The sequence below is a fragment of the Sphingobium sp. VMM genome, from assembly GCF_056790315.1.
This window is the reverse complement of the sequence record NZ_JBXGSI010000002.1, coordinates 255,236-272,781: the sequence shown is the minus strand read 5'-3', so window position 1 is coordinate 272,781 and position 17,546 is coordinate 255,236. Positions and strand designations below refer to the sequence as shown.

The 17,546-nt window shown below is 66.7% G+C and carries 15 protein-coding genes; 5 read left to right on the top strand and 10 right to left on the bottom strand.

Annotated features, from left to right (window positions below; translation table 11 throughout):
* Positions 1–29 precede the first annotated feature (29 nt).
* The gene (locus ACUCV3_RS03835) at positions 30–914 is read left to right on the top strand and encodes a LysR family transcriptional regulator (RefSeq protein ID WP_122928352.1); all 885 of its coding nucleotides are present in this window, start codon (positions 30–32) and stop codon (positions 912–914) included.
* Here the strand turns inward: ACUCV3_RS03835 and ACUCV3_RS03830 are convergent.
* The 8 genes from ACUCV3_RS03830 to hflK form a co-directional block, all read right to left on the bottom strand.
* Entirely contained in the window at positions 907–2,250 is a 1,344-nt protein-coding gene (locus ACUCV3_RS03830; RefSeq protein ID WP_122928351.1) for an aminotransferase class V-fold PLP-dependent enzyme, read from the bottom strand. The two genes, ACUCV3_RS03835 and ACUCV3_RS03830, sit on opposite strands and share 8 nt — an antisense overlap.
* 70 nt (positions 2,251–2,320) lie before the next feature.
* The gene (locus ACUCV3_RS03825; RefSeq protein ID WP_122928350.1) at positions 2,321–3,706 is read right to left on the bottom strand and encodes a cell wall hydrolase; all 1,386 of its coding nucleotides are present in this window, start codon (positions 3,704–3,706) and stop codon (positions 2,321–2,323) included.
* Positions 3,707–3,725: 19 nt separating this feature from the next.
* Positions 3,726–4,643, bottom strand: coding sequence for a cysteine synthase A (gene cysK / locus ACUCV3_RS03820; protein WP_010338110.1), 918 nt, complete (start codon positions 4,641–4,643; stop codon positions 3,726–3,728).
* Positions 4,640–5,944, bottom strand: coding sequence for an MFS transporter (locus tag ACUCV3_RS03815; RefSeq protein WP_122928349.1), 1,305 nt, complete (start codon positions 5,942–5,944; stop codon positions 4,640–4,642). Before ACUCV3_RS03815 ends, cysK begins: the two co-directional genes overlap by 4 nt.
* An 85-nt stretch (positions 5,945–6,029) precedes the next feature.
* Complete coding sequence (locus ACUCV3_RS03810) at positions 6,030–7,661, bottom strand: helicase HerA-like domain-containing protein (RefSeq protein ID WP_278377005.1); 1,632 nt, start codon at positions 7,659–7,661, stop codon at positions 6,030–6,032.
* Positions 7,662–7,778: 117 nt separating this feature from the next.
* Positions 7,779–9,287: a Do family serine endopeptidase gene (locus ACUCV3_RS03805; RefSeq protein ID WP_017500403.1), complete on the bottom strand. Its 1,509-nt coding sequence runs from the start codon at positions 9,285–9,287 to the stop codon at positions 7,779–7,781.
* Between the two features lie 128 nt (positions 9,288–9,415).
* A complete protein-coding gene (gene hflC / locus ACUCV3_RS03800) occupies positions 9,416–10,255 on the bottom strand; it encodes a protease modulator HflC (protein ID WP_004208464.1) in 840 nt (279 codons plus the stop codon).
* Entirely contained in the window at positions 10,252–11,382 is a 1,131-nt protein-coding gene (gene hflK / locus ACUCV3_RS03795; RefSeq protein ID WP_169861861.1) for an FtsH protease activity modulator HflK, read from the bottom strand. Before hflK ends, hflC begins: the two co-directional genes overlap by 4 nt.
* Positions 11,383–11,455: 73 nt before the next feature.
* Here hflK and ACUCV3_RS03790 point away from each other — a divergent pair, with 73 nt between their 5' ends.
* A complete protein-coding gene (locus tag ACUCV3_RS03790; RefSeq protein ID WP_037508243.1) occupies positions 11,456–12,421 on the top strand; it encodes an Mrp/NBP35 family ATP-binding protein in 966 nt (321 codons plus the stop codon).
* Here ACUCV3_RS03790 and ACUCV3_RS03785 read toward each other — a convergent pair whose 3' ends face one another.
* Both ACUCV3_RS03785 and ACUCV3_RS03780 read right to left on the bottom strand, forming a co-directional pair.
* Positions 12,422–12,880 (bottom strand): GNAT family N-acetyltransferase, encoded by a 459-nt coding sequence (locus tag ACUCV3_RS03785; protein WP_122928348.1) that lies wholly within the window; start codon positions 12,878–12,880, stop codon positions 12,422–12,424.
* A 49-nt stretch (positions 12,881–12,929) separates the two neighbouring features.
* The gene (locus ACUCV3_RS03780) at positions 12,930–13,607 is read right to left on the bottom strand and encodes a hypothetical protein (RefSeq protein ID WP_037522060.1); all 678 of its coding nucleotides are present in this window, start codon (positions 13,605–13,607) and stop codon (positions 12,930–12,932) included.
* Between the two features lie 163 nt (positions 13,608–13,770).
* Between ACUCV3_RS03780 and ACUCV3_RS03775 the strand changes: the two genes are divergently transcribed.
* Genes ACUCV3_RS03775 through hemH form a run of 3 tightly spaced genes read left to right on the top strand, consistent with a single transcriptional unit; the run spans position 13,771 to position 17,531 of the window.
* Positions 13,771–14,205 (top strand): CoA-binding protein, encoded by a 435-nt coding sequence (locus ACUCV3_RS03775; protein ID WP_122928347.1) that lies wholly within the window; start codon positions 13,771–13,773, stop codon positions 14,203–14,205.
* A gap of 39 nt (positions 14,206–14,244) precedes the next feature.
* Positions 14,245–16,524: a molybdopterin cofactor-binding domain-containing protein gene (locus ACUCV3_RS03770; protein WP_122928346.1), complete on the top strand. Its 2,280-nt coding sequence runs from the start codon at positions 14,245–14,247 to the stop codon at positions 16,522–16,524.
* A complete protein-coding gene (gene hemH, locus ACUCV3_RS03765; RefSeq protein ID WP_122928345.1) occupies positions 16,524–17,531 on the top strand; it encodes a ferrochelatase in 1,008 nt (335 codons plus the stop codon). The genes ACUCV3_RS03770 and hemH overlap by 1 nt, the downstream gene beginning before the upstream one ends.
* Positions 17,532–17,546 lie beyond the last annotated feature (15 nt).

The window sequence follows — 17,546 nt, the reverse complement described above, 5'->3', positions numbered from 1 at the left end:
ATTGGATGCGATTAGGATAACATATATGCATGGATATCCTTCGCCTTCGCCACATCCTGACCGTCGCGCAGACCCGCAGCTTTTCGCGAGCCGCCGAGCAGCTCAACATCACCCAACCGGCGCTCAGCCGCTCGATCGCCGCGTTCGAGGTGCGCTATGGCGTGCGGCTGTTCGATCGCAGCCGCAGCGGGGTGATGCCGACCGCGATCGGCCGCCAGATCATCGATCAGGCACGCGATCTCGTCGGGCTGGCATCAGGTATGGATCGCGACCTGCGGCTCCTGGCACGCGGTGAGGCGGGAGAGGTCGCGATCGGCTTTGGCCCGTTGATGGCCAGTCTGCTGCTGCCCGATCTTGGCGCCTATGTGCAGCGCACCCGCCCCGGCCTTCTGCTGCGGACCATGATCCGCACGCCCGACCAGTTGGTCCAGGCACTGATGGACGATCAGATCGAACTGATCTTTGGCAATAGCTGGCCGCTGGCCGATGTGCAGGGACTCAGCGTGCAGATGGTCGGGGCGATCGAGGTCGGATTGCTGGTGCGCAGCGGGCATCCGCTGGCCGGGCGCACCGGGCTTGGTCGAGCGGATCTGGGGCCTTTTGCCATTGCCAGCGCGTCCGATCTGGTTCTCGCCGGCTTGCCGGACATGACCGGCGCTTTCATCTGCGACAATTTCCATATCCTGCGGGATCTGACGCTGCGCTCGGACGCGGTCTGGGTCGGGGCGCCGGCGGCGGCGCAGGCCGACATCGCGGCCGGTGCGCTGGTCATGCTCGATCTGGTTGACCGCCCGCCCATACAGAGCGAGATCGCGCTGGTGCGACGGGCCGGTCGCTCGCTCTCCACCGCCGCAATAGCGGTGACGGACGAAGCCCGGCGCCTGCTTGCACAGGCGGCGGACCGTCTTAGCTGAACAGTTTCCGCTCCGCCCTGATCGCGGCGACCAGCCGGTCCAGCTCGGCGCTACTGTTGAACAGGGCAGGCGTCACGCGAAGCACTGGCCCGGATGCGAGCCCGGCCTTGGCCACCACCAGCAGGCGATATTTGTCGAGGAACAGCTTGGCTGCCTGTTTGGCGCCATCCGGGCCCTTCATGCCGGGCAGGCGGAAACCGGTGACGGCGCCGAAGCGGCCGGCCTCCTGCGGCACCAATATCTCCAGCCCGGCGATGTCGCGAACCCGTTCGACCCAATAGTCGCGCAGCCGGACGAGATGGCGATATTTCGCCTCCAGTCCGATAGCATCCTGCACCGCGATCGCGCGCGGGATGGTCAGGCGGGCGGCGAAGTCGACCGTGCCGGTCGGGATGCGCGCGCGAATATCCTCCGGCCCATGGATGCGGTTGCCGAGCCAGGGGGAGATGTCCTGCAGCCGGTCCTTGCGAATATAGATGCCGCCGGTGCCGAGCGGCGCGGCCAGCCATTTGTGCAGCGAGAAGCCGATGAAGTCGGCGCCCGTGTCGTCCACTGTAAAGGGCAGGTGGCCGACCGCCTGGGCGCTGTCCAGGATCACGTCGACGCCCCGTGCCTTGGCCATGGCGACGATCGCCTTGACCGGCGGCACCAGCCCGTTGCGGTTGGACAAATGGGTGAGCAGCAGCAGCTTCGCGCGCGGCGTTTCCTTCAATATCCTGTCATAGGCGGCCAGGATATTCGCTTCCGTATGCGGCTCGGGCAGGCTGAAGCGGACGATGCGGGCGCCCCGGCTCTGCTCCAGATAGTCGCAGGCATATTGCATCTCGTCATAGTCGACATCGGCATAGATCACCGCGTCGCCGGCCTTGAGCAGCGCATAATTGGCGATCAGCGCATAGAGCGCCTCGGTGCCGCCGCCCGACAGCGCGATCTCCTCGGTCTGCGCGCCGAGCAGCTTGGCCACGGCCGTGCGCGACCGATCCAGCTCGGCGTCGCGCGGATGGCCGGGTGCGGCATTGCGCAGGAACAGCGAATTGTTGCGGTTCACCCATTGCGAATAGGCGCGATAGCTGGCCGCGACCGGCCGGGTCATCGCCCCATAATAGGCCGCGTCGAAAGTCGCGAAATCGCGCTCCACGTCATAGAGGGGCAGCAGTGCGCGCTGTGCCGCCTCGAAATCCGTCATGTCGCCGGCGAAACGGAAGGGCGCCTCGTCGGGCCAGCCATCCGACGGTCCGGCCGTGGCCGCAACCGCGCCGTCCAGCCCCAGGCTGACACCGAAAGTGACACCCAGCGCGCCGCCTGCCCGTCCGATAAAGCCCCGCCGCGTAACCATCTTGCCCCCGAAATGTCGTGATTTTATACCATAACGTAATCGCGCGCGAAATCCGCCAGCGCCGTCCGCATCAGGAGCCGGATGGCGTTACGGGTGTCACCTTCGGTGTCACGATCGGCGGCGTGGCGGGTGGGGCCGGTGCAATCTTGACCGTCTCGAACCGCTCCTTGCGCCGCACGCCATCCAGCGAGGGCGCGACGGCGGCCGCGGGCGGCGGCGCTGGCGTCGCGGTTGGCACGCGCTGCCGCATGCATTCGGCCTTGGTCGGGCGGGGGAACTGGCTGCAGTTCCACAGCGCCCGCTGCAATCCGTTGCCGACATAATGGATATAGGCGAAGCTCATCGCCTCAAGCTGGGCGTCGTTGAGCGGCAGGCCGGTCGGGACGGCGCCGCCGCGCCAGCCCATGATCCGGCATTCGGGCCGTCCGGCACAGAAGGTCTCGGCCAGCGCGGGCCAGCTTTCCGGCGGGCTGCTGCGATTGAGCTCGACCAGGAAGCTGCGCCCGCCCGGTGCGATCGCGATCAGTCGGACGCCACCGATCGTCTTGCCCAGCGAGTCCGATCCGATGGCGCGTTCCGGCCTGGCGGCCAGCGCGGCGGCCGCTTCGGTCGCCAGCACCAGCGGCATGCCCGGCAGGCCGCTGCCCGGCAGGCCCTGATGCGCGGCGGACAGGCGGGCGATGCGGGCGATCAGCGGCTCGCCACCGGCTTCGCCCAGGCGGAAGGCGGGCGGCGTGCCCCACCAGCCGCGCCAGCGAAAGAACAGATGCGTGCCGACTGCGGTGATCTTGTCCAGACTGCCGCTCCAATAGGGCACAACCCAGTCGGTATGATAATGGGTGGCATAACCGACAGCCTTGAACACCTTGCCGGCCAGCGCGCCACGCGCAATCTCCCGCGCCCGCGCCCAGGCGCCGATGGATGGCGTGCGGGCCAGTGCGCCGTCGCAGGTGAAGGTGAACTGGCAACCGGTGGTCCGTTCCTGCCCCTGGAACACCACGCCGCAGACAGTCTTGGGGAAGGCCGGGTGGCGCACGCGGTTGAGCACGACCTGTGCCACCGCCTGCTCGCCGACCGCATCGTCGCCCGCTTCGTAAAGCTGGGCCGCCGCCAGGCAGTCCGTGGCTCGGGCCAGATCGGTTTCCGATCCGCGGAACATGAACGGTCGGGCCGGCGGATTGGGATCGCGGGAAAAGGGGATCTGGGCGTTGAGGTCGCGGGCCTGCTCGGGGCCGAGCGCGAAAATCGCGACGGGTTCGACGGCGGGCGGCGGCGTTGCCGGTCGGCGCTGGCGGGCGGCTGCAACAGCCGCCAGCCGGCGGCCCTGCGCCACCTCATCGCCAGCGCGCGGCCGGCTTTCCCAGCCGGCGACCGCCATGGGCAGACCGACGAACAGCAACAGCCATATCAGCCACATCGCGCGATGTGGCCGGTCAGGGAAAGTGCCGTCGATCATGCCCTAGGCTTTGTGCCGTTTATTCGGGCAGGAAGTCGGGCACCGAGAGATAGCGTTCGCCGGTGTCATAATTGAAGCCCAGAACGCGGCTGCCCGCGGGCAGTTCCTTCAGCTTCTGCGCGATCGCGGCGAGCGTGGCGCCCGACGAGATGCCGACCAGCATACCTTCCTGGCTGGCGGCGCGACGGGCATAGTCCTTCGCATCGGCCGGATCGACCTGGATCACGCCGTCCAATATCTGGGTGTGCAGGTTCGCCGGGATGAAGCCCGCGCCAATGCCCTGGATCGGGTGCGGGCCGGGCTGGCCGCCGCTGATGACCGGCGACAAGGTCGGCTCGACCGCATAGACTTTGAGGTTCGGCCACTGCTTCTTCAGCACCTCGGCGGTGCCGGTGATATGGCCGCCCGTGCCCACGCCGCTGATCAGCACGTCGATCGGCGCGTCGGCGAAATCGGCGATGATTTCCTGCGCGGTGGTGCGGACATGGACGTCGATATTGGCGGGATTCTCGAACTGCTGCGGCATCCAGCTGTCGGGCGTCTGCGACACCAGTTCCAGCGCCCGTTCGATCGCGCCCTTCATGCCCTTTTCACGCGGGGTCAGGTCGAAACTGGCGCCGTAGGCCAGCATCAGCCGGCGGCGTTCGATCGACATGCTTTCGGGCATGACCAGGATCAGCTTATAGCCCTTGACCGCGGCGACCATGGCGAGGCCTACGCCGGTATTGCCCGACGTCGGCTCGATGATCGTGCCGCCCGGCTTCAGGTCGCCCGATGCCTCGGCCGCCTCGATCATGGCGAGCGCGATGCGGTCCTTGATCGACCCGCCGGGGTTCGACCGTTCCGACTTGATCCACACTTCAGCGTCCCCGAACAGCCGGTTGACCCGGACATGGGGAGTATTGCCGATGGTATCGAGAATAGTGGCAGCTTTCATTGGGCCGTCTCCTGGCTGATGTCCGCCTCCCTTAAGTCGGGTGGGTCGAAAGTGCGTGCAAGGCGCAGTTCGGGAAAGAGCCGCGCCCAGAATATCGTGACGAGAATGGCGCCCACGCCACCCCCGATGACCGCAGCGATAGGCCCAACGAGCGCCGCAAGGAAGCCCGATTCCGCTTCGCCCAGTTCATTGGAGGCGGAAATGGTCAGTTGCGACAGGCTGGAGACGCGGCCGCGCATCGCATCGGGCGTGTGCAACTGCACCAGCGACTGGCGCACGAACACCGACACCATGTCGGCACCGCCCAGCACGATCAGCGCGGCGATGCCGGCCTCCACCGCGATGTCGCGCGGCAGGAAGGCGGTGCAGCCGAAGGCGATCGTGGCCAGGCCGAACAGGATGACCGCCGCCAGCATCTTGAGGCCGACCTGCGTCTTCATCGGCCGGAAGGAGAACCAGAGCGCTGTCAGCGCCGCGCCGATCCCCGGCGCGATCGCCAGATGACCATAGCCGGTCGACCCGACATGCAGGATGTCGCGGGCATAGACGGGCAGCAGCGCGGTCGCACCGGCCAGCAATACCGCGAACAGGTCCAGCGTGATCGTCGCCAGCACGAGCCGGTTGCTCTTGAGATAGGTGAAGCCGTCGATCATCTGGCGGATCGGATGGCGGCCCTGCTGGCGCGGCGGCTGGGGCACCGGCCCGATCATCATCATCGATATCAGGCCGACGCCGAACAAGGCCGCCGACAGCGCATAGGCGGCCCAGGGCTCGATCGCATAGGCATAGCCGCCCACCGCCTTGCCGAGGATGTCGCCGGTCTGCCAGGCGACCGACGACAGGGCGATGGCGGTCGGCAGCACGGCGGGCGGCACCAGATTGGGCGCCAATGCCCCATAGGCCGGCCCGTTGAACGCGCGGGCGATGCCGACGATGACTGCGATGCCAAAGATCAGCGGCAGGCTGACCCAGCCCTCATAGGTGGCAAAGGCCAGCACGGCTGCGGCGAGCATCAACAGCGCCAGCGTCAGCCGGGTGATGATCCGCCGGTCGAAATGATCGGCCACCCAGCCGGTCACCGGCGTCAGGAAGAAGAGCGGCAGGAACTGCGCCAGGCCGATGAGGCCAAGCTGCGCCGATGCCTCGCCCGTGCTCATCGTCTCCCGCGCGACATTATAGGCCTGCCAGGCGAGCAGGATCATCATGCTGTACTGCGCCAGCGTGGCGCAGAAACGGCCGACCAGATAGGCGCGGAAATTGCCGTAATGGAGCGGGTGGGGTGCAGCAGCCGAGGAAGACATGGCCGCGCTCTAGCCTTATCCCGCGGCGGATAGCAACGGGCCGGACATAATCGACCGGCCCCTTGTCCATGTTACTGGCCCATCCTTATTTGAACAGGCTGCCCAATATGCCGCGCACCAGCTGGCCGGCGATGCCGCCGCCCGAGGATCTGCGGCTCGATCCGCCGAATACGGCGCGGCCCAGTTCATTGGCGACCTGACGGCCGACCGAGGAGGCGGCGGAGCGGGTGGCGGACTGGACCGCCTTGTCGAGGCTGCTGGGCTTGGCCGCCTCGCGCGCCGCGGCGGCATCGCGCCGGGCCTGTTCCTTCAACTCCTGTTCGCGCTGCTTGGCCTCGACCTTGGCCTGGGCGGCGGCGGCCTTGTCGGCTTCGGCCTTGGCCTTGGCTGCCTGCGCGGCGGCAGCGGCGGCCTCGCCGCGCGCGGCCAGGATTTCCTCGGCGGACTCGCGGTCGACGGCGGTGTCATATTTGCCCTCGCAGGGCGAGATCGACTGGATGATCGCCCGCTCCTTGGCGTCGACCGGGCCGAGGCGCGAGCGGGGCGGGGCGATCAGTGTGCGCTGGACCACGCCGGGCGCGCCATCCTCCTGCAACAGCGACACCAGCGCCTCACCGGTCTTGAGTTCGGTGATCGCCGTCTCGATGTCGAGATCGGGGTTGATGCGGAAGGTGTCCGCTGCGGCCTTGATCGCCTTCTGGTCGCGCGGGGTGAAGGCGCGCAGCGCATGCTGCACCCGGTTGCCGAGCTGGCCGGCAATGGCTTCGGGAATGTCGATCGGGTTCTGGGTGACGAAATAGACGCCGACACCTTTGGAACGGATCAGGCGAACGACCTGCTCGATCTTGTCCTGCAATGCCGCCGGGGCGTCATCGAACAGCAGATGGGCCTCGTCGAAGAAGAAGACCAGCACCGGCTTTTCCGGATCGCCCACTTCGGGCAGCGTCTCGAACAATTCGCTCAGCAGCCAGAGCAGGAAGGTGGCGTAGAGCTTCGGGCTCTGCATCAGCTTGTCGGCGGCGAGGATGTTCACATAACCGCGCCCCTTGTCATCCACCTTGAGGAAGTCGTGGATGTCGAGCGCGGGCTCGCCGAAGAAATGGTCGCCGCCCTGGGTTTCGAGCTGGAGCAACTGGCGCTGGATCGCGCCGACGCTGGCCTTGGTCACATTGCCGAAGCGGGCCGAGAGCGTATCGGCATTTTCCGCGCAATAGGCGAGCATTGCCTGCAGATCGCCCAGGTCGAGCAGCAGCAGCCCTTCCTCATCGGCATATTTGAAGGCGATGTTGAGCACGCCTTCCTGCGTGTCGTTGAGGCCCATCAGCCGAGCCAGCAGCAGTGGCCCCATCTCGCTGACCGTGGTGCGGATCGCATGGCCCTGTTCGCCATAGAGATCCCAGAAGATCGCCGGATTGTCGGCATAGCTGTAATCGGCGATGCCGATTTCCTTGGCGCGCGACACCAGCTTGTCGGCATTTTTGGCGGTCGGCGAACCGGCCATCGAAATGCCCGACAGGTCGCCCTTCACATCGGCCACGAACACCGGGACGCCGAGCGCCGAGAAGCTTTCGGCGATGCCCTGCAACGTCACCGTCTTGCCGGTGCCGGTTGCGCCGGCGATCAGGCCGTGGCGATTGGCCCGGCGCAGGTTGAGATATTGGGGGATGCCGCCGTCCTTTTCGGGCGCGCCCAGACCAAGGAAGATGCCGTCGCTCATGGGCTTATGCTCCTCAAAAACGGGTCGGGCCGCGCCCGCCGGACTGTCTGCTCCTTCTTAGAAGGGAGGCAGGCAATCCGGCAAGCGCGGCCCGTAACGATTGTCGCTTTCGCTGACTTACTTGTCGCGCAGGCGGATGGGCAGGAACAACGGCGCCTGGCCGCGACGCAGCACCTGCAGCAGGATGGCGTTGCGACCCTGGGCCGACACCGCCTTCACCTGCGCATCCAGATCTGCCTGGGTCAGCACCGGCCGGTTATTGGCCGACAGGATCACGTCGCCGCGACGCAGGCCCTTGGCGCCGGCATCGGTCGATCCGTCAACGGCGGTGATGACGATGCCGCGCGTGTCGCCGGCAACGCCCAACTGGCGGGTGATGCTGGGGGTCAGCGGGATGGCAGAGATGCCCAGCGACTTCTGCGCCGCCTGGGTGTCGCTGCCCTGGTCGCCCTGCTGGCTGAAATCATCATCCTGCTGCTGGGCGAAATTATTGAGTTCGTCTTCGCTCGGGCGCTCGCCCACGACCGCGTTCAGGGTCATGCGCTGGCCGTTGCGCAGCAGCACGATCGGCACGCTCGACCCGATCTTGCTGTTGGCGACGATCGACGACAGATTCTGGTCCGGCGTCACTTCCTGACCGGCAACGCTGACGATCACGTCGCCTGCCTTGATGCCGGCCTTTTCGGCGCCCTTGCCAGGCTCGACGCCCTGCACGAACTCGCCGCGATTCTTCGCGAGGCCCAGCGAGTCCGCCATATCCTCGCCCAGCGGACTGATCTGCACGCCCAGATAGCCGCGCTTGATGCTTTGGCCCTGGCGCAGCGTGTCGACGATCGGCGCCGCCTGTTCCGAGGGGATGGCGAAGCCGATGCCGACATTGCCACCAGAAGGCGACAGGATCTGGCTGTTGATGCCGATCACGTTGCCGCGCATGTCGAACATCGGGCCGCCGCTATTGCCCTGATTGATGGACGCATCGGTCTGGATGAACTTGTCATAGGTGCCGCCGGTGCCGCGATGCACGGCGGAGATGATGCCGGCGGTCACGGTGCCCGACAGGGCGAAGGGGTTACCGATCGCGACGACCCAGTCACCCACGCGCGCCTTGGTGCTGTCGCCGAACTTGACGAAGGGCAGGGGCTTCTTCGCGTCGATCTTCAGCACGGCAAGGTCGGTTGCGGGATCGCGGCCGACCAGCTTGGCGGGATATTCTTCCTTGTTGGTCATGGTGACCGTGATGCTGTCGACGCTAGCGCCTTCGGCACCGGCCGACACGACGTGATTATTGGTCACGATATAGCCATCGGCCGAGATCAGGAAGCCCGAGCCAAGCGACTGGGCCTGACGGGTCTGCGGCTTGCCGCCGCCACCCTGGCCGAACAGGTCGCCAAAGGGCGTGCCGGCGAAGGGATTCTGCACGGTGACGCGCTGCTTGGTCGAGATGTTGACCACGGCCGGCTGCAGCTTTTCGACCATGTCGGCCAGGCTCGCCGGCGCGCCGGCGGGTGCAGCGGCCTGCAGGCCTTCATTCTGGGCGGTCTGCGCGCCGACATTGGAACTGGTCGTGACGGCGATGGCGGTGCCGCCGAGCAGCAGGGCGCCGGTGATGGCATAAGCGTAACGCACTCGTGACGGTCCTCTTCAGAAATTCGGGAGCGGGAAGGGCGGGACTCTCGGGGAGCCTTATCGATGCGCCGCCCTGCCTTAACCGATATTGAATGACACTGGTTCCGTAATGATCCTGAAACCTGCTGTTAGCGGCCCTGGAACTGCTTCAGGAACTCATTGTCCTTCGACAATACCATCGTCGTGCCGCCCGCCCGATCCGGGGCGAAGGTATAACGATAGGCCTGCATGGCGCGATAGAAGTCATAGAAATTCGCGTCCTTGCCAAAGCTTTCCGCATAGATGCGGGCGGCATTGGCGTCGGCCTCGGCGCGAATGATCTGTGCCTGCTTCAGGCCCTGGGCGCGGATCGTCAGCGCTTCCTGCTGGCGTGCGGTGCGCATGCGGGTGAAGGCGCTTTCCAGCGGCGTGCCGTCGGGCAGGTCGGCGCGCTTGATCCGCACGTCGACGATCTCGGCGCCATATTGGCGCGCGACCCGGTCAAGCCCGGCCTCGATATTCTGCATCACCTGGCCGCGTTCGGGGCTGAGCAGCGCGGCGAAAGGCCGCTTGCCCAGTTCGTTGCGCAGCGCCGAGCCCAGGATCGGGCGCAGCGCGTCCGACACCTTCTCCTCGCTGCCGGCCGAAATATACATCCGCAGCGGATCGACGATGCGGTAGCGGGCAAAGGCATCGACCTGCAGGCGCAACTGATCGGTCGAAAGCACCTGCTGGCGCTCCATCTCGACCGAGAGCACGCGCTTGTCGATCCAGACGATCTGGTCGAAGAAGGGCACGCGCAGGATGACGCCGGCGCCGGTCTTGCCGAAATCCTCGTTCGGGCGATAGCGGTTGATGATCTGCTTGGGCTCGCCGAAGCGGACGATCACGCCCTGCCGGGTTTCCGGCACGATGGTGACGGTGCTGCCGACCAGGATCAGCAGGATGATCGCGCCGATGGCGAGGGCGATGGGATTGCGCAAGCTCACTGGCCTTCCTCCGTCGCATTGGCAGCCGACTGGGGTGTGCCCTGGGCGCGGCGCTTGAGTTCGGGAAGGGGCAGGAAGGGGGTGACGTTGCCGCTTTCGACGATCGTCTTGTCGACGGTGGACAGGACGCCCTCCATGGTTTCGTAATACATGCGCCGGCGGGTCACGTCGGGTGCCAGCCGATATTGTTCATAGACCTTGTCGAAGGCTGCGGCTTCGCCCTGCGCCTTGGCCGTGACCTGCTGTGCGGCGGCACGGGCCTCGTTCAGATAGGTCTGGGCGGTCTGCTGCGCGGCCGACACTTCCTTGAAGGCGTCGTTGACGGCGGCCGGCGGATCAGCCTGCTTGATCGCCACGCCCTGGACGCGGATGCCCGACTTGTAGCCGTCGAGAATCTCCTGCATCCGCTGTTCGACCTGCTGCTCGATCTCGGTGCGGCCCGCACCCAGCGCATCGTCCAGGCTGACGCTGGCGACCACCGAGCGCATCGCGCTTTCCGCCACTTCGCGGATCGATGCATCCGGGTCGGCCAGCTGGAACAGATAGAGTTCCGGATTGCGGATGTTCCAGCGCACCGAATAGGCCAGGTCGACGATATTCTGGTCGCCGGTCAGCACCAGATTTTCGCTCTCCGCGCTGGCCGAACCGATGTCGATCGTGCGGATTTCCTCGACATCGACCGTGCGCACCGCCTCGAACGGGGCGGGCAGGGTCAGGCTGATGCCGGGCGAGAGGGTGCGGCTATATTTGCCGAGCAGGGTGACGACGCCGCGTTCCTGCGGGCCGACCCGGTGGAAACTGGTCAGCACCAGCCACAGGACGACGACAATGCCGACGGCAATCGGCCACAGCGCCCGGCCGTTCGCGCGCGGCGGCAGACCACCGAAGCCGCCGCCCTGGCCAAAGCTTTCGCGGCTCTTGCGCAGCAATTCCTCGATTGCGGAGGGAGATTTTGCGCCGGCCGGCTTGCCGGGCTGGGTCCAGGGATTGCGCGGGCCATCACTGCCCCCGCCGGACCCGTTCTTGCCCGGTCCGTCATTGCCCTCAGGCCCGTCACCCTTGCCGCCCCAGGGACCCTGGGCCATGGCGCTCGCGATGCCGGGCATCCACCCGAATAATCTTCTCATGTCATCTCTATAGGAATGGCTGCACGCGAAAAACAGTGCCCTTAACGACGATTATTGCCTAGAGGGCCCAGTCATGACCGATATCGATGATTTTGCCGCCCGCCTGAAGACGTTGACCGATGGCCGTGCCAGCGCGCCGCGGGTGAAGGATGGCGTCATGACCTTGGCGCTCGACGTGGGCGGTCTGGCGCCCGAACGGCGCGATGCCGTGGCCGCCGCCATCCGCGAGGGCGGCCTGATGCTGCCGGGTGTCACCGATGTGCGCATCGCCATGACGGCCGAGCGCCGCGCGCCGCGCATCATCGCCGTGGCGTCGGGCAAGGGCGGGGTGGGCAAGTCGACCCTGTCGGCCAATCTCGCCATCGCTTTGTCTCGGCTGGGGCACAAGGTCGGTCTGGTCGATGCCGATATCTATGGCCCGTCGCAGGCCCGCCTGCTCGCCAGCGAGGACCAGAAGCCGCAGGCGCGCGAAAAGCGCCTGTTCCCGGTCGAAAGCCCGCTCGGCATTCCGATGCTGTCGATGGCGCATCTGGTCGATCCCGGCAAGGCGCTGGCCTGGCGCGGGCCGATGGTCGGCAATGCGCTGGGGCAGTTGATCGACGCCGACTGGGGCGACACCGACCTGTTGGTGATCGACTTGCCGCCGGGCACCGGCGACATTCAGTTGACCATGCTCCAGAAGCACAAGCCGGCCGGCGCCGTGATCGTCTCGACGCCGCAGGATCTGGCGCTGATGGATGCGACCCGTGCGATCAGCCTGTTCGAACAGGCGCAGGTGCCGATGATCGGCTTGGTCGAAAATATGGCCGGCTATGCCTGCCCGCATTGTGGCGAAGTGTCCGATCCGTTCGGCTGTGGTGGTGCGGAAGCGGCGGCGGGCGAGCTTGGCCTGTCCTTCATCGGCCGCATTCCGCTGGCGATCGACATTCGCAAGCGCTCCGACGCGGGCGATCCGCCGGCGGCTGGCGAAGGGCCGCATGCCGATGCCTTCCGCGCCGTCGCCGAAAAGGTCGCGGCCTGGCTGGCGAAGGCCGCCTGATCAGAGGCCGAGGTGCAGGAACTGGTTGAAGGCGCTCGCGCGATAATCGCCGAACGCCTCGCCATTGCCGAAACCATTCCGGCGATAGAGCGTCAGCGCCGGATCGAAGGCGGGGCCGCTGCCGGTTTCCAGGCTGAGCCGGGTCATGCCGCGCTGCCGTGCCTGCCCGATGATATGGCGCAGCAGCGCTGCAGCCACGCCCCGGCGCAGATGATCGGGATGGGTGCGCATCGATTTGAGTTCGCCCTGGCCGCTGCCCAGATCGCGCAGCGCGGCGACGCCGGCGATGCTGTCGCCATCCCAGGCGGTCCAGACGCAAATGTCGGGCTGCTGCAATCCTGACAGGTCGAGCGCGAAGACGCTTTCTGGCGGCGATTCCGCCTGCATGCCGGCCAGATGGATGGCCAATAGCGCGCGGGTCGGTGCGCCGCTCAGATTGTCTTTGCGAATATCGAACATGGGCAGGGTCTAGCCGTGGCGCGTGCGGTGCGCCACGGCCAAGTCCGGCTTATTTGACGTTGATCTCCAGCGACGGGTCGACCATCGACCGACGCGGTGCTGGCCGGGCGGCCGGCAGCGGCGCAGCGCGGGGCGCGGGCGTGTAGCTGGCGGGGATCGGTGCCGGCTGGCCCAGCATGGGCGCGGGGCGGCGCGGCGGCGCCAGCGCGATCTCATTCTGGGTGAAGGCCTGCAGTTCCCGGCCGGCCGGGATGATCGCCGTCTTGCCGGTGATGAAGCCCGCGAACACGCCGGCCGCGATCACGCCACCGATGGTCGCGGCGGTATTGCCTTCGCCCTCCTGGCGGAAGCTGCCCTTGATCGGGATGCGGCGCCCGGCGACTTCGATATAGCGCAGCTCGATATTCATCTTGCCCGATTTGCCGAAGGCGCCCTTGCCGGTCAGCCAGGTCACTTCGCCCACGGCGCGGGCATTCATCGGGATGACGACATAGCCATCGACCATCACCGGATCGGCGACCGACAGGTCGAACATCGACCCTTCCTTGGCGGTCTTGCTGGACAATTCACTGTTCATGCGCAGCATGACGGCGGTGTTGGCGGGCAGGACCATGGCCGGACTGGCCTCGGGCGGCTGCATGACGGGCAGCGGCGCATCGGCCTGTGCCAGCAGCGGCTGGGCAGTCGCGGACATGATGGCAAGCGCGGCAATGACGACAGACTTCATCTCAGACCCCCTGAATACGGCCCGTCCCCACCGGCCGGCGCGAATCGCGCATTGCCGGGCCTAGCCGGACGCTGCTTAGGAATTGGTTAGGACCGGCGCGCGCCAGGCCCCTTGTTCGCGCCTTCGCCCTGCCCATATCGGGGACCAGGACAGGAGGACCGCCATGCCGCTCACCGCCGCGCAGGATATTGCCGATCTGCTCAACGAAACCCGGACGATCGCGCTGGTCGGTATTTCCGATCGCCCCGACCGGCCGAGCTATAGTGTGATGAAGACGCTGCAGTATCATGGCTATCGCGTGCTGCCGGTCAATCCGCAGATCGCCGGCGAACATGTCCATGGCGAATTCGTCTGGGATCGGCTGTCGGACATCGGCGTGCGGATCGACATGGTCGATATCTTCCGGCGCAGCGAGGCCGCGGGCGAGGTGGTGGACCAGGCGATCGCCGCTGGCGCCAAGTCGGTCTGGATGCAGTTGGGGGTGATCGATGCCGATGCCGCGGCGCGGGCCGAAGCGGCGGGGCTCAAGGTCGTGATGGACTATTGCCCGGCGATCGAGATCCGGCGGCTTGGCCTTGCGCCGATCGCGGCGGATTAGCCCTAGGCAGCACGGCCCCGCGCCTCTATCAGCAAGGCCATGGCGCGGGCACCGTTGAAACGACGCAAAGACAGAGGTTTGAGCGACACAGGTGTGAGCCGTCGCACGCTGCTGGTCGGTGGCGGTGCGGCAGTCGGACTGGTTCTGGCCTGGGCGGCCTGGCCGCGCAGCTATCGGCCCAATCTCAATGTCGGGCCGGGCGAACAGGTTTTCGACGCCTTCCTCAAGATCGACCGGGCCGGGCAGGTGATCGCCATCGTGCCGCAAACCGAAATGGGGCAGGGGGTGACCACCATCCTGCCGCAGATTTTGGCGGACGAACTGGGCGCCGACTGGCGCACCGTCGCGGTGCAGAGCGCGCCGATCAGCCCGCTCTATGCCAACGGCCTGCTGGCGCGTGACTGGCTGGCGAGCGACTGGACCCGCGTGGCGGGCGATGCCGGCACCTGGGCGATCGACCAATATGCGACGCGCAGCGCGCTGATGCTGACCGGGGCGGGCACGTCGGTGCCGATGTTCCATGACGCCTATCGCCGGGCTGGTGCGGCGGCGCGTGTGCTGCTGTGCAAGGCGGCGGCGGCGCGCTGGGGCGTGCCCTGGGAAAGCTGCGACATCCAGAATGGCATCATCACCGACGGGGCGGAGCGCAAGCTGCGGCTGGGCGATGTAGTGGAGGATGCGGCCGGTTTCACCCTGCCCGACATCCTGCCCTATCGTCAGGGCAATGACGGTCGGCTGACCGGGCAGGATCTGCCGCGGCTCGACACCCCGTCCAAGATCGACGGCAGCCATAATTTCGCCGCCGACATCCGCCTGCCCGACATGGTCTTCGCCTCGATCCGGCAGGGGCCGATCGGCGACGCCGTGCTGAAGGATGCGCGCGATGCCGAGGCGCAGAAGGTCACCGGCTTCCTGAAACTGGTCCGCACCGAGCGCTGGATCGCGGCGGTCGGCACCAACTGGTGGGCGGCGAACCGGGCGCTCGACCTGATCGATCCCAGCTTCACCCTGCGCGGCACGCCGGTCGACAGCGGTCGCATCGATGCTGCGCTGGAGGATGCCTTTTCCAAGGATGCCGGCCGGCGTCTCTATGTGCAGGGCGACCTGCTGCCGGTGTTCGAGAAGGCGACGATCCTGGCCAGCGAATATCAGGTCGATCCCGGCCTGCATCTCGCATTGGAGCCGATGTGCGCGACGGCGCGGGTGACGGAGGAGGGCGCCGAGGCCTGGATGGCGACGCAGGCGCCCGCGCTGGCCCGCGCCGCGATCGCCGATGCGCTCGGCCTGTCGGACAGTGCGGTGACGCTCTACCCGCTCCATGCCGGCGGCGCGACCGGACGGCATATGGATTGGGAGGCGGGTGTGCAGGCCGCGCTGATCGCGCGCGATGTTGGCCGCCCGGTGCAACTGCTCTGGTCGCGGCTGGAGGATGTGATTCAGGATCGGCCCGGCGCGCCGGCCCATGCCCGCATGGCGGCCAAGCTGGGCCGTGGTGGCATGGTCGAAGGCTGGCTGGCCAAGGTGGCGGCTCCCTGCGCCATGACCCAGACCTGGTCGCGCATCGCCCATGGCAAGCTGTCGCATGAGGCCGCCGCCGAAGCGGGCGACAAGGCGACCCGGCTGGCGGTGGCCGGCATGGTGCCGCCCTATGCCATTCCGAACTGGGCGGTGGATCATTATCCCGCTGACGTTGGCCTGCCACTCGGCTTCATGCGCGGCAATGCGCATCTCCATGGCGCCTTCTTCACCGAATGCTTCCTGGACGAACTCGCCCATCTGGCGGGGATCGAGGCGATGTCCTTCCGCATCCAGATGCTGGGCAGCAACCCGCGCCTCGCCCATTGCCTCTCCACGGCGGCCGCGATGGGCGGCTGGCAGGGGGGCATTGCCGGCAGCGGGCAGGGGATCGCCGCGCATATGATGAACGGCGCCTATGCCGCCGTGATGGTCGAGGCGGGGATCGAGGGCAGCAAGCTCAGCGTCCGGCGGATGGTTGCGGCGGTGGATTGCGGCGATCAGGTCAATCCCGATATCGCGCGACAACAGATAGAAAGCGGGCTGATCCATGGCCTCGCGCTCGCGATGGGGGCGTCGGTGCCCTATGCCGGCGGCATGCCGACGCGCGCGATGCTGGGGCGGATGAACCTGCCGCGGCTGGGCGACATCGGAGAGATCAGCGTGGAACTGATCCGCAGCACGGCCGATCCGGCCGGCGTCACCGATCTTGGCGCGCCGCTTGCCGCGCCGGCGATCGCCAATGCGCTCTTCACCGTCACCGGGCAGCGATTCCGCAGCCTGCCGATCATGGGAAATGGCTGATGCCTGACAGCGAAGTTGACACTCGAACGCCATCGCGCGTCGGCGTGCTGCTGATCAATCTCGGCACGCCCGACGCGCCCGATGCCACATCGGTGCGCCGTTATCTGGCGGAATTCCTGTCCGACCCGCGCGTGGTGGAAATTCCGCAGATCATCTGGCAGCCGATCCTGCGCGGCGCGGTGCTGACGACGCGGCCGAAAAAGTCGGCCCATGCCTATCAGCAGGTGTGGATGCCCGGCGGATCGCCGCTGGCGGTCTATACCCGCGAGACGGCGGAGGCGTTGCAGCAGGCGATGGGCCCGGACCTGATCGTCGACTGGGCGATGCGCTATGGCAATCCGTCGATCGCCAGCCGGCTCCAGGCGATGATGGCGCAGGGGTGCGAGCGCATCCTGCTGGCGCCGCTCTATCCGCAATATTCGGGCGCGACCACCGCGACCGCGCTGGACAAGGCCTTTGCCGCGCTGGCCGACATGCGGCTGCAACCGGCGATCCGCACCCTGCCGCCTTATTATGCCGATCCCGACTATATCGCCGCGTTGAAAATATCGATCGACGGCCATCTGGCGCCGCTCGACTTCAGGCCCGATGCGCTGCTCGCCAGTTTCCATGGCATGCCGGAACGGACGCTGAAGCTGGGCGACCCCTATTATCACCAGTCGGTGGAGACGGTCCGGCTGCTCGATGCGGCAATGGACCTGCCCGTCCATATGAGCTTCCAGTCGCGTTTCGGCCGGGCCAAATGGCTGGAGCCGGAGACCGAAGCGACGCTCACCAGATTGGTGAAGGAAGGTGTCCGGAACATTGCTGTCGTGACACCCGGATTTTCGGCAGATTGTCTGGAAACCCTAGAGGAAATCGGGCTTCGCGCGAAAGAAGTTTTTTTAGCGGAAGGTGGCGAAAAATTTGCCTTTTTGCCCTGTCTAAACGCATCCCCCGAAGCTATCACCCTCTACCAGCGGCTGGTCGGCCGCGAGCTTTCAGGATGGGTGGACCAGAGGGTCTAGCACAGGAGAGGACAG